9 protein-coding genes are annotated in these 13,032 nt (G+C 68.5%); 5 read left to right on the forward strand and 4 right to left on the reverse strand.

Annotated elements, in window-relative coordinates; translation table 11 throughout:
• Positions 1-40: 40 nt before the first annotated feature.
• A complete protein-coding gene (locus LTT66_RS10275) occupies positions 41-1,303 on the forward strand; it encodes a S1 family peptidase (RefSeq protein ID WP_233066242.1) in 1,263 nt (420 codons plus the stop codon).
• Positions 1,304-1,442: 139 nt separating this feature from the next.
• On the forward strand, positions 1,443-2,330 hold the full coding sequence (locus tag LTT66_RS10280) for an NRDE family protein (RefSeq protein ID WP_233066244.1): 888 nt from the start codon (positions 1,443-1,445) through the stop codon (positions 2,328-2,330).
• A 64-nt stretch (positions 2,331-2,394) separates the two neighbouring features.
• Here LTT66_RS10280 and LTT66_RS10285 read toward each other — a convergent pair whose 3' ends face one another.
• A complete protein-coding gene (locus tag LTT66_RS10285) occupies positions 2,395-3,099 on the reverse strand; it encodes a hypothetical protein (protein ID WP_233066246.1) in 705 nt (234 codons plus the stop codon).
• 460 nt (positions 3,100-3,559) lie between these two features.
• Here LTT66_RS10285 and LTT66_RS10290 point away from each other — a divergent pair, with 460 nt between their 5' ends.
• On the forward strand, positions 3,560-6,697 hold the full coding sequence (locus LTT66_RS10290; protein WP_233066248.1) for a (Fe-S)-binding protein: 3,138 nt from the start codon (positions 3,560-3,562) through the stop codon (positions 6,695-6,697).
• 374 nt (positions 6,698-7,071) lie between these two features.
• Here the strand turns inward: LTT66_RS10290 and LTT66_RS10295 are convergent, their stop codons facing one another.
• The 3 genes from LTT66_RS10295 to LTT66_RS10305 form a co-directional block, all read right to left on the reverse strand.
• Positions 7,072-8,217: an acyl-CoA dehydrogenase family protein gene (locus LTT66_RS10295; RefSeq protein WP_233066250.1), complete on the reverse strand. Its 1,146-nt coding sequence runs from the start codon at positions 8,215-8,217 to the stop codon at positions 7,072-7,074.
• Complete coding sequence (locus LTT66_RS10300) at positions 8,217-9,446, reverse strand: acyl-CoA dehydrogenase family protein (protein WP_233066252.1); 1,230 nt, start codon at positions 9,444-9,446, stop codon at positions 8,217-8,219. The genes LTT66_RS10295 and LTT66_RS10300 overlap by 1 nt, the downstream gene beginning before the upstream one ends.
• A 119-nt stretch (positions 9,447-9,565) precedes the next feature.
• Positions 9,566-10,102 carry a YdcF family protein gene (locus tag LTT66_RS10305; RefSeq protein WP_233066253.1) on the reverse strand — a complete coding sequence of 179 codons (537 nt, stop codon included), beginning with the start codon at positions 10,100-10,102 and terminating at the stop codon, positions 9,566-9,568.
• Between the two features lie 144 nt (positions 10,103-10,246).
• Here LTT66_RS10305 and LTT66_RS10310 point away from each other — a divergent pair, with 144 nt between their 5' ends.
• On the forward strand, positions 10,247-11,569 hold the full coding sequence (locus LTT66_RS10310) for a UDP-glucose dehydrogenase family protein (protein WP_233066255.1): 1,323 nt from the start codon (positions 10,247-10,249) through the stop codon (positions 11,567-11,569).
• 152 nt (positions 11,570-11,721) lie between these two features.
• The gene (locus LTT66_RS10315; RefSeq protein WP_233066257.1) at positions 11,722-13,029 is read left to right on the forward strand and encodes an Hsp70 family protein; all 1,308 of its coding nucleotides are present in this window, start codon (positions 11,722-11,724) and stop codon (positions 13,027-13,029) included.
• The last annotated feature ends 3 nt before the right edge of the window (positions 13,030-13,032 follow it).

The raw sequence follows: 13,032 nt of genomic DNA on the forward strand, positions 1-13,032 counted from the left end.
TCTTCGATCAGCTGCGCGACAGACCGGAATCCGAAAAACAGTGATCGCCGCCTCGGCGGCGATACTGCTGTTCGGGCCCACGGCAGCAGTAGCGACGGCGGAACCCGATCAGGCTCCCGGCCTCCCCGCCGAGTTGGTCGCAGCGGTGACCCGCGATCTGAAGATCTCGCCCGACGAGTACCTGCACCGCGCGGAGCTGGCGCAGCAGGTGGCCGCGTTCGCCACCAGCGCTCAGCGGCAGTACCCGTCCGTGTTCGCCGGCTCCTGGCTGGACGACGCGGGCAAGGCGGTCGTGGCGCTGGCTCAGGGCCCCGGCGCCGAGGAGGCGAAGAAGGCCGCCGAGTCGGCCGGTTTCGAGGTCCGCAACGTCGCCAAGAGCGAAGCGGCCCTGCGTGGCGAGAAGAGCGCCTTCGAACGGTGGCTGGAGGGCCAGCCCGAGGCGGTGCGGTCGCTGGTGCGCGGCGCGGTGGTGGACACCGTGAACAACGCGATCGCGGTGCGCGTCGACCAGGCGGGCCTGCCGATGCCGAACTTCATCGACCCGGCGCGCGTCATCGTGATGGCCCCGCCGGTGGCGGGCGAGCAGGGCACCCTGCAGGCCGGTGAGATCGCCGGTGAGGCGCGCGGCGCCCTCGCGGGCGGCGACGGCTACGCCTCGGTCGCCGGACGCAGCTCGCTGCGTTGCTCGCTCGGCTTCAACGGCACCGACCGCAACGGCAACACGGTGAACATCACCGCGGGCCACTGCAACCCCGACATCCCCTCCGCGGGCAGCGGCAACGCCGCCGGCGTCTACGAGATGAACGGCGAGCGCCTCGGCGCGCAGCTCGGCGTCTTCCAGAAGTCGGTGCTCGGCGAGCAGGACTACTCGATCATCCGGGTCAACGACCAGGCCAAGGACCGCTTCGCCAACAACGGCGTCCGGGCGCCCGGCGCGGCTCCGATCGCGGTCGACGGCGTGGCGACCCCGGTCGTCGGCGCTCCGGTGTGCAAGTCCGGTGCGCGCACCGGCTTCAGCTGCGGCGTGGTCAACGCCGTCGACCAGACCGTGCAGGTCGGCGACCGGGAACTCACCCAGAGCTTCTCCGCCAACATCTGCGCGCTGCCCGGCGACAGCGGCGGCCCGATCGTCACCGGCCGCCTGGCGCTCGGCATCTCCAGCGCGTCGTCGGTCGCGGACTACCCGATCTGCGAGATCCCGAATCTGATCGGCGCTCTGACGGGTAACGTGCCACAGCTGTTCGCGCAGCCGGTGCACGTGGTGCTCTCCGACAACCCGGGGCTGCGCGTACGCACCAACTGACAGCAGGAACGCGAAAGGCCGGCAGCCGCTGAGCTGTCGGCCTTTTCGCCGTCTCAGGGGCTTTTCCACTGCCCTTACGCGGCCCCCTGCGCGGGAAACGCCGCATGCGGGGCGGTACCGGTCCGGCATGCTGGTCGGCATGTGTTTGGTGTTGATCGGCTGGCGCGCACACCCGGAGTACCGGTTGATCGTGGCGGCCAACCGGGACGAGTTCTACACCCGGCCGACCGAGTCCATGCGCTGGTGGCCGGAAGCGCCCGGTCTGCTGGCCGGACGCGATACCGGCGCCGTCGGCCGTGCCGCGGGCGAGCCTCCCGGCACCTGGCTGGGGCTGAGCACCCACCCGCACGGCGACAATCGCTTCGCCGCGGTCACGAATGTGCGCAATCCCGCCGATCAACGCGTCGACGCTCGTTCCAGGGGCGCGCTGCTGATGGACTTCCTGCGCGGGGCCTCCGACCGCGCCCCGGCAAGCGAGTTCCCCGGGCCGGAGAAGTACGTCCTCGACGTCGCCACCGCGCCCGACGACTACAACGGCTACAACCTGGTGGTCTCCGACCTGCGCACGCTGTGGTGGCATTCCAATCGCAGCGCCGCCGAACCGAGCGAGTTGCCTCCGGGCTTCCACGGCCTCTCCAACGGCACGTTCGTCACGTCCGGACCTCCTGCCCTGGCGGAAGCGAATTTGACCGCGCCAGCGCCGATCTGGCCCAAAGTACGGGCCGGGGTGGCGCAACTGCGCGAGGTTGTGCGGACCGAGCCCGGCGCGGTGGACCGCTACTTCGAGGTTCTGGCCGACCGCACCGAAGCCCCCGACGAGCTGTTGCCGCGGACCGGGGTTCCGGACGACATGGAGCGGGCGCTCTCGGCGAGGTTCATCGCGCACACCGTGCACGGCACCAGAGCGAGCACGGTGCTGGTCGTCCGCGAGGACGGTGCGTTCGAGATGGTCGAGCGCTCGTTCGGCAGGCTGGGCGAGGAGCTGGGTGAGATCGTCGTGCGCGGCCTGCTCGATCTCACCGGGTAAACGAACGGCGGCCCGCCCTCCGAGGAGAGCGGGCCGCCGATGATCTGACGAGCGGGTCGAAGCCTTACTTCGGCTTGTCCGCCCACTTCGTGGTGCCTTCCGGCGCCTGCAGCGTGTTGATCAGGTCGATGCCCGCGACGGCCAGCATCGGGCCACCGACGGCCACGGTGCCGAGGATGCCGCCGATACCCGCGCCCGCGATCGCGGCCGGGATGCAGCCGACGCCGAGGAACGGGAGGCCGAGGATGCAGCCGATCACCGCACCGCCGATGACACCGACGGCGGTGCCGAGGAAGCCGCCGACCGCGGTCGCGATACCGAACTGGCTGGCGAACTCGTTCTGCGCGCGCTGGTTCTCGATCGGCGAGGCGATCGGCTGCGCGACGACGTTGACCGTGGTCGCCGGCTTGTCCTTGGGAACGTTGACGTTCTGGTCAGGCGTGAGCTCGAGGACCGTGGCGTCTTCCTTCACGACCGGCTTCACCGGGACGACGGTGTCGGCGACCTTGAAGGCGATCGGCAACGTCAGCACCTCGTTGCCCTGCGAATCCTTGATCTTGTAGACGTCGTCTTCCTTGACGTCCTCGGAGGACTTCGCCAGTTCGAACGTGCCCCCCTTGAGCGTCGTCACGACGGTCTTCTCCACCAGCTTCACCGAGTACCGGATGGGGTCGGCGGCCGGCTCGGCATCGGCATGGGCGGTACCGAGTCCGATGGTCATCGCACCGATGACCATCGCGGCCGCCGCGGTGGTTCTACGGAATTTCATTCAGTTTCCAATCCATCATCAGGTCGTACGTTGCCGCTGGTCCTCAGCACGCGAGAGCTCTATCCAGCAAATCCGGGTGGTCGGCTCCGGATCCTCCCCGAGCAGTGTGAAGACGGTCGCAGCTAACAGAACGTCGTGAGCCTAATAGAACGCCGCGTTTTAAGCGAGATCCCTTATCAGCCATGGGGACTAAGCCAATCCTTACCGACTGGACGGAATGATTGGCCGTTTACGGTGGTGATCGGCCACCCACCAGCGGGATCGGAGGAATTTACTGTGAGATTGATCACAGGCAAATAGGGGGTCAAGCCCCAGCATATGGGGCTATAGCCCAAAAGCCGATCGTACGATGGACATGGTTGTTACTGGCGGGTAACTTACCTCCGGTTAGGATACGAGCGAACCGAGGCGGTAGCCGAACGCAGCCGCACCCGGGGTGCCTCTAAAGAAAGGTCGCGACATGAATGCCCTGACAGTGACGCTGGGCACGATTGGGGCGGCGCTCAGCCTTCTGTGTTGGGCGTCGTTCATCGGCGGCGTCCGCAATATCGCGCGCGCCATCATGATCGGACAGCCCGCGCCGGACCGCTGGCGGCCCTTCTTCCCGCGCTTCAAGCAGATGCTCGTGGAGTTTCTCGCGCACACGCGCATGAACAAATTCCGCACCGTCGGCTGGGCGCACTGGCTGGTGATGATCGGCTTCCTCGGCGGCGCGATGCTGTGGTTCGAGGCCTACGGGCAGACGTTCGACCCGGCGTTCCACTGGCCGCTGATCGGCAACACGGCGATCTACCACCTGTGGGACGAGATCCTGGGCATCGGCACCGTCGTCGGCATCCTCACGCTGATCGTCCTGCGGCAGCTCAACCACCCGCGGTTGCCGGAGCGGCTGTCCCGATTCAGCGGTTCCAAGTTCGCGCCCGCCTACGTCATCGAAGCGATCGTGCTGCTCGAGGGCCTCGGCATGATCTTGGTGAAGGCGGGCAAGATCGCCGCCTACGGCCACGCGAACCCGGCGACCGACTTCTTCACCATGCAGGTCGCCAAACTGCTGCCCGCCAACACCACGATGGTCGCGCTGTTCGCCTTCGTGAAGCTCATGTCCGGCATGGCGTTCCTGTACTTCGTCGGCCGCAACGTCACCTGGGGCGTGGCCTGGCACCGCTTCTCGGCGTTCCCGAACATCTACTTCAAGCGTGAGGAAGACGGCGGCGTCGCGCTGGGCGCGGCCAGGCCGATGATGTCCAAGGGCAAACCGGTCGACATGGAGACCGCCGACCCGGACACCGACACCTTCGGTGCGGGCCGGATCGAGGACTTCACCTGGAAGGGCTGGCTGGACTTCACCACCTGCACCGAATGCGGTCGCTGCCAGTCGCAGTGCCCCGCCTGGAACACCGGTAAGCCGCTGTCGCCAAAGCTGCTGATCATGTCGCTGCGCGACCACGGCTACGCCAAGGCCCCCTACCTGCTGGCGGGTGGCCGCAAGGACATGGGCGGCGACGAAGTCGGCCTGGTCGACGCCGACGGCAACCCGAACGAAACCAAGCTGGCCAAGATCGCCGAGTCCGCCAGGGCCGAGGCCGAGCGGCCGCTGGTCGGCGGCGCCGAGGTCAACGGCATCATCGATCCCGAGGTGCTGTGGAGCTGCACCACCTGTGGCGCGTGCGTCGAGCAGTGCCCGGTGGACATCGAGCACGTCGACCACATCATCGACATGCGCCGCTACCAGGTGCTGATCGAGTCGGAGTTCCCCTCCGAGCTCGCGGGCCTGTTCAAGAACCTGGAGAACAAGGGCAACCCCTGGGGCCAGAACGCCAAGGACCGGCTCAACTGGATCAACGAGCTCGATTTCCAGATCCCGGTCTTCGGTCAGGATGCCGACAGCTTCGACGGCTACGAGTACCTGTTCTGGGTCGGCTGCGCGGGCGCCTACGAGGACCGCGCCAAGAAGACCACCAAGGCGGTCGCCGAGCTGCTGGCCACCGCGGGCGTGAAGTTCATGGTGCTCGGCGCGGAGGAGACCTGCACCGGTGACTCCGCTCGCCGCGCGGGCAACGAGTTCCTGTTCCAGCAGCTGGCGCAGCAGAACATCGAGCTGCTGAACTCGGTGTTCGAAGGCGTCGAGGATCGCAAGAAGAAGATCGTCGTCACCTGTGCGCACTGCTTCAACGCGTTGAACAACGAATACCCGCAGGTCGGCGGCAGCTACGAGGTCGTGCACCACACCCAGCTGCTCAACCGCCTGGTGCGGCAGAAGCAGCTGATCCCGGTGGCCTCGGTGTCGCAGAACGTCACCTACCACGACCCCTGCTACCTGGGCAGGCACAACAAGATCTACAACGCGCCGCGTGAGCTGATGGCCGCGTCCGGCTCGAACCTGGTCGAGATGCCGCGCCACGGCGAGCGATCCATGTGCTGTGGCGCCGGTGGCGCGCGGATGTGGATGGAAGAGCAGCTCGGCAAGCGCGTCAACATCGACCGGGTGGAAGAGGGATTGAGCACCCTCGCCGCGCCTTCTGGTCGCTCCGCAGGCTCCGCTCCTGGGAAAATCGCCACCGGCTGCCCGTTCTGCCGCGTGATGCTCACCGACGGCGTCACCGCGCGCCAGGAGAAGGGCGAGGGCGAAGGCGTCGAGGTGGTGGACGTCGCGCAGCTGATGCTGGACGCCATCGAACGCGTCGAGCCCGCGGTGCTGACCGAGAACCTGACCGTCATCCAGGAGCCGAAGGCGCCCGTGGCGGAACCCGAGCCGGAGCCCGAACCGGTCCCGGCCGCCGAGGCCCCCGCACCGGCCAAGGCCGCGCCGACCGGTGGCGGTCTGGCCATGAAGGGCCCGGCGAAAGCTCCCGGTGGCGGCGGTCTGGCTATGAAGGGCGCCAAGGCGCCCGGCGGAGGCGGTCTCGGCATGAAGGGCGCCGCCAAGGCGCCCGGCGCGAAGGCTCCGGCCGCGGAACCGGCGGAGGCCGAGGCCGGCTCGGCGCCTGCCGCTCCGGTCAAGGGTCTCGCCATGAAGGGTCCGGCGAAGGCTCCCGGTGGTCTCGGGATGAAGGGCGCGGCGAAGGCTCCCGGCGCCAAGGCCGCCGCGGCCCCAGCCGCCGAATCCACGGCCGAGGCTCCGGCTGCCGAAGCGCCCGAGGCCAAGCCGGTCAAGGGTCTGGGTATGAAGGGCGGCGCGAAAGCGCCCGGTGGTGGTCTCGCCATGAAGGGCGCGGCCAAGGCGCCGGGCGCCAAGGCTCCGGCAGCGTCCACGGCACCGGCCGCCGAAGCAGCACCCGCCGCCGAGGCGGCTGCGGAACCGGCCAACGCCCAGCCGACCGAGACGAAGCCGACCGTGCCCGCCAAGGGACTGGCCATGAAGTCCGGCTTCAAGCGGCCGGGCCCCAAGGCCCCCGGCAAAGCGGCCCCGGCCGAACCGGCCACGACGGATGCGGCTCCCGCTGCCGAAACTCCTGCGGCGCAGCCCCAAACCGCGCCCGAACCGGAGCAGTCCAACGGCGTGAACGGCAACGGCAAGCCCGAGGTCGCGCCGCCCGCCGCCAAGCCGGGCGGCCTCGGATTCAAGTCCGGTGCGAAGGCACCGGGCCGGAAGAACTGAACGCGGCACCAGCGATAAGCGCCCGGGTCCTTTCGGACCCGGGCGCTTTCGTTTTCCGTGCCGCTCGCCGCACCACAGGGGTGGGGCGGCCATCCGCGCCGGATCGCCGCTAGGGCCGATATCGACGCATCCGCTCCCATGCTGATCGGGACCGCGCCTCTGCTGTTCGCCGACCGGGAGGCAGGCCCGCCCAGGCGCGAAGTGGTCGGCAGCGCGGTGAGCGCGGTCGTCGCGGCCGTCCTATCGGAATGGTTTCCAGCACCGGCGGGCCGTACACGGCCACCACCGGTGCTCCTGCACGGTGCATCGAGTCCTGCGCCGCTACGAGCCGCCCTGGCCGATCCACCTGGACCGAGTCAGCGGGCGGGGCTGCACTACCTGGTAAGGGCCGCGTACCGCGCGAGATGCTCGTCGGTCGAGCCGAATTCGTGCTCGATCACGGTGAGCCGCTTGAAATAGTGGCCGATCGCCAGCTCCTCGGTCATGCCCATCGCGCCGTGCAGTTGGACGGCGTTCTGCCCGATGAACCGCGCCGCCCTGGCGACGGTTACCTTCGCCGCCGACACGGCGCGCGCCCGCTGCTCAGCTGGGGCGCCCAGCGAATGGACGGCCAGATGCACCGCCGCGATGGCCTGTTCGAGTTCGATGTACATGTCGACCATGCGGTGCTGCAATACCTGGAAACTGCCGATCGGCTGACCGAACTGCTGGCGCTGCTTGGCGTAGTCGATGGTGTCGGCGAGCACTTTCCGCATGCAGCCCACCGCCTCGGCGCAGATCGCCGCGGTCGCCTCAGCGATGGTCGGCTCGATGACGGTCCAGCCGTCGGACTCCGTGCCCAATAGCGCGTCGGCGGGCAGGCGCAGCCCGGTGAACGCGAAATCGGACGCCGTGCGGTCATCGATGGTGCGGTAGGAATGCGCTTCGACGCCCGGCGGGAGCTCGCTCGCGTCGAATTCGACCAGGAACAGCGAGATGCCCGCCTTGTCCCGCCGTTCGCCGGAGGTTCGTGCGGTGATCAGCAGGTGGGTGGCCAGCGGAGCGCCGGTCACCACGGTTTTAGCGCCGTCGAGCACCCAGCCGTCGCCGTCCCGGCGGGCGGTGGTCGACACGTCGTGCAGCGCGTACCCGGAGGTCGGCTCCAGCGCGGCGAACGCGATGCGCGCGTCGCCGGATACGATCCGCCGCAGCACGGCGTCGGCCTGTTCACCACCGGAACGCTCGAGCAGTCCGGCGCCGATCACGACCGTGTCGACGAACGGCTCGACCACCAGCGCCCGGCCGAGTTCCTCGGCGATCACCATGAGCTCGACCGGACCGCCGCCGGTGCCGTCCACCCGCTCGGGCAGGGTCGCGCCGAGAATGCCCAGCTCGTCGGCGAAGCCGCGCCAGACGGCGGGCTGCCAGCCGGTCTCCGATTTCGCCGCGGCGCGGCTCTTCTCCAGGTCGTAGCGGGCGCCGAGGTATCCGGCGATCGCGGAGCGGAGCATCTCCTGCTCCTCGGTAAGCGTGAAGTCCATCAGAGCCCCAATGCTGCTTTGGCGAGGATGTTTCGCTGAATCTCGTTGCTGCCCGCGTAGATCGAGCCCGCTCGGTCGTTGAAGTACCGCAGCGGAGCGACGGCCTGCCAGTCCGCGCCACTGTGATAACCGTCGGCAGGCGGCGCGAACTGGGCGATCGGCCCGCCCGGCATCGTGGCGTGCGGCTGGTACACCCGACCGCTCGGACCCGCCGCCTCCAGCGCCAGTTCGGTGAGCTTCTGGCTGAGTTCGGTGGCGAGGATCTTGAGCATGGACGACGCCGGTCCGGCGTTCTTGCCCTGCGCCATCGCGGAAATCGTGCGAAATTCCAGGATCTCCAGGACCTCGGTGCGAATCCGCAGGTCCGCCAGCTTCGCCGCGAACGCGCGGTCGTCGAGCAGCGGATTGCCGTCCGGTCCCGGCTGCCGCGCCGCCGCGCTCGCGATGTCCTGGGCCATGACCTGCAGCCACGGGGCCGCCGCGCCGCCGCGCTCGTGCACCAGCAAGTACTTCGCGACGGTCCACCCGTCATCGATCCGACCGAGCACGTTGGCCTTGGGCACCCGCACGTTGTCGAAGAAGACCTGGTTCTGCACCTGCTCGCCCGAGGTCATCACCAGCGGGCGGATCTCGATGCCCGGGGAGGTCATGTCGATCAGCAGGAACGTGATGCCCTGCTGTTTCTTGCCGGTGCGTGAGGTGCGCACGAGACAGAAGATCCAATTCGCCTCGGTGGCGTGGGTGGTCCAGATCTTGCTGCCGGTGCACACGAAGTCCTCGCCGTCGTCGACGGCGGCCATGCTGAGCGCGGCCAGGTCCGATCCGGCCTCCGGCTCGGAGTAGCCCTGGCAGAAGAAGACCTCGCCGGTGAGGATGCGCGGCAGATAGAACGCCTTCTGCTCCTCGGTGCCGAACGCGATGATCGCGGGCGCCACCATCTTGATGCCCATCGGCGACAGCGCGGGCGCGCCTGCCAGCGCCGATTCCCGCTGGAAGATGTAGTGCTGGGTCAGGCTCCAGTCGCATCCGCCGTGTTCCACCGGCCACGCGGGCGCCGCCCAGCCGCGCTCGTGCAGGATGTGCTGCCATTCCATGCTCGCCTCGTGGTCGGGATACACGCTCGTCGCCAAGCGCCCGGCCCGCCGCAATTCCGGCGTCAGCTTCGCGGCGAGGAACTCACGCACCTCGTCCCGGAACGCCAGATCCCCCGCTGACCAGTCGTATTCCATCTGCCCTCCCAGAGGGTGTGCACCGTTGCTTCGATGGCGAACATCCCGCCACCTCGAGACAGAATGTACGGCCGCTTCTCTCAGCGAGTCAAACTGACGTCACGCGCCCGCAGATCCGCTCAGCAATCCTCGAAGAGGGCTTTTGCGTAGCCCACGGATTGGTAGGCGTAGTCGTATGCCCAGCGTGGGATGGAGAGGTCGGGTTCGGGGTCGGCGAAGAGGAGCTCTCCGTGCCAGCACTTGCGCAGGATGTAGCGGGCTCGGGAGATATGGGGGGTGAAGGTGACGACGATGACTCGGCGCCAATTGTGGGCGCGGGCGAGGCGGGCGAGTTCGCGGCCCTCGCCCCGGGTGGTGCGCGGCGACGGGTCGAAGCACAAGACCTCGAAGCTGTAGCCGCCGTGGCAGATGCGGTTGAGCACGGGGCTGTTCTCATAGGGGTTGGAGAACACCACGCGAGGCGCGTACCCGTCGTGCGCCAGCCGCAGACCCAGTTGTTCGCGTCCGTCGTGGGCCCCGCCCAGGACGAGAACGGCGTCCGCCCGCGCGGGCGGCTCGGTTCGCGGACGCACATAGACCGGCCACAGCGCGATCGTGGCGACGACGACCGCCAGACCGGCGCCGAGCGCGGTCAGAGCCCACCGATGACGTCGCACCACGTCGATGCTAGCCGGGCGTCACGAACATTCCGCCAGGTCAGCACGCCCGTTCCGGCTATGTCGCCGCATGTACATCTGCTGTTGCCCGGACCCTTGCCTCGCTGACGTGGCGTGGCCATCGGCGAGGCTTACCAATCGATCATGCGATGCACAGTCTTCGGAACCGGGTATCTCGGGGCCACGCACGCGGCGTGCATGGCCGAACTCGGGCACGACGTGATCGGCGTGGACGTGGACCCGGGCAAGGTCGCGAAGCTGTCCGACGGAGTGGTGCCGTTCTACGAACCGGGCCTCGAGGATGTGCTGCGTCGCAACCTCGACGCGGGCCGGTTGCGGTTCACCACCTCCTACGCCGAGGCGGCCGCGCACGCCGACGTGCATTTCCTCGGTGTGGGCACCCCGCAGAAGAAGGGCGAGTACGCCGCCGACCTGAAGTACGTGCACGCGGTGGTGGATACCCTCGCCCCGCTGCTGGAGCGCCCCTCGGTGATCATCGGCAAGTCGACGGTTCCGGTGGGCACGGCGGCCGCGCTCGGAACCCGCGCTCGCGCACTCAGTTCCACCGACATCGAGGTGGCCTGGAATCCGGAATTCCTCCGGGAAGGTTGGGCGGTCAAGGACACGTTGCGGCCGGACCGGCTGGTCCTCGGGGTCGACCGCGAGCGCGCGGCCGCCGGATGGGTCGAGGATCTGGTGCGCGAGATCTACGCCGATCTCATCGCCGCCGAGGTCCCGTTCTTGCTGACCGACTTGGCCACAGCCGAATTGGTGAAGGTCTCCGCCAATGCCTTTCTGGCGACCAAGATATCGTTCATCAACGCGGTGTCGGAGGTGTGCGAAGCCACCGGCGCCGACGTGACCATGCTGGCCGACGCCCTGGGCTACGACGCGCGGATCGGCCGCCGATTCCTCAACGCCGGCCTGGGTTTCGGCGGCGGATGTCTGCCCAAGGACATCCGCGCGTTCATGGCCCGCTCCGGCGAACTGGGCGCCGACCACGCTGTCGCCTTCCTGCGCGAGGTGGACAACATCAACATGCGCCGCCGGGCGAAGGTGGTGGACATGGCCGCCCGCGCCTGCGGCGGCTCGCTGCTCGGAGCCAATGTCGCGGTGCTCGGCGCGGCGTTCAAACCGGAATCCGACGACGTCCGCGACTCCCCCGCGTTGAACGTGGCCGGCATGATCCAGCTGCACGGGGCCGTGGTGACCGTGTACGACCCCAAGGCACTGGAGAATTCGCGCCGGGTGTTCCCCACCCTGAACTACGCGACCTCGGTCGCCGAGGCGTGTGAGCGCGCCGACGTAGTGCTCGTCCTCACCGAGTGGGACGAATTCACCGCCTTGCGCCCTCGCGACCTGGACCGCGTGGTGCGCGCCCGCTCGATCATCGACGGCCGGAACTGTCTCAATCGTGCCACTTGGAGAGCAGCCGGATGGGTGTACGCGGGACTCGGTACACCGTAGAGTTGCGGAGCGAGGCGGGCTACTGCCAGACAGACGACCAGTCCCTGCCTTAAGCACAGCTGATCGCCGACGGTAGGGTCCGTCCAGCGGGTCTCCGCCGGCGGAGGGCGCAGGCTCGCATGTCGTGAAGTGTGAAACGAGATGGGCAGCTGATGAGTTCGGTACTGGGAGTTTCGGTGGGGGCCGGCGCTGTCCGTATGGCGCGACCACACGCCGGTAACCCCCACGGGCATGTCTCCCCGCATTCCTTCGATCTGCAGACCATCCCGGTCATCAACCAGAGTGTGGAAGAAGTGGCGGCCGAAGCCATCGGAGTCACCCTGGAAGCCACGCCGGGGATCGGCGCCACCGCGATCGCGTACCGCAGTGAGCAGCATGCTCGCGCCATTCGCGCGGCCTTGGCCCGCCAGCAGGTGACCAATTACGAACTCGTGCCCGAAGTCGCGGCCGCACTCGAGTTCGCGCAGGCCACGGGCGATATCCGGGGTATCTCGTCGCTGGTCGTCTATGACCTCGGCAGCTCGGGCCTGACGGTGAGCGTGGTCGACACGCAGACTCGTGAAGTACGGCACAGCGAGCGCACCAGCGACATCAGCGGTGACTATCTCGACTCGTTGATTCGTGAGCAGCAGATCGCGTCGGGGCGGATCGCCCACCCCCCGAACGCCGCCGGCCTTGCCGCTCTGGACGCGTTGTGCCGGGAAGCCAAGGAACAGCTGACCACCAACACCGCGGTGGCGCTGCCCAGCGAGCAGGGGCTGGTCCTGCTTGCGCAGGAGAACTTCGAATCGCTCATCATGCTGGCGATCGAGTCGTCGGCGCGGATGGCGCGTGACGTGATCGTGCGCTCGGACCGCCCGGTGCACGGTGTGCTGGCCATCGGAGGCTGCGCCCGGATCCCGTTGGTCGCCAAGGTGCTCGAACGCTGGATGGGCGTGCCGGTGGTAGTGCCGGACAGCCCGGAAACCGTGATGGCGCGCGGCGCCGCCCTGTTGGCCAGACCGGTCCGCAAGGAAGCCCCCGCCGCGAGCGCCGCGCTGGACGACGATCTGTCGCCCGCTTGGTTGTCGGCGCCGGCGCAACGCGGTAAACGTGAGATCAGCGGCGCCGTGCTGACGGTCAGCGCGCTGGCCGTGGTCGCCGCGATCGGGCTCGGCCTCGGCTACGGACCGCAGGTGCTGGAACGAGATTCGCACACCAGTGAGGGCTCGCCGTCGTTATCGCCGACCACCACGCCGCGCACGACCAGTCTGGATCCGCAGGTCGCGGTCGCGCCCGGCACGACGGAGTCGCCCGCGCACGAGTCGGTCGCCGCGCCACCGCCGAACCGGCGGCAGACCACCAGCGAGACGCCGCCGCCCCCCGGCCCGAACACCATTGTGGTACCCGGCCTCCCGCCGATCGTGGTTCCCACGATCCCACCGGAGGTCTTCCCCTTCCCCGCGCCACCGCCACGCTGAAGT

The organism is Nocardia gipuzkoensis, assembly GCF_021183645.1.
Taxonomy (GTDB): domain Bacteria; phylum Actinomycetota; class Actinomycetes; order Mycobacteriales; family Mycobacteriaceae; genus Nocardia; species Nocardia abscessus.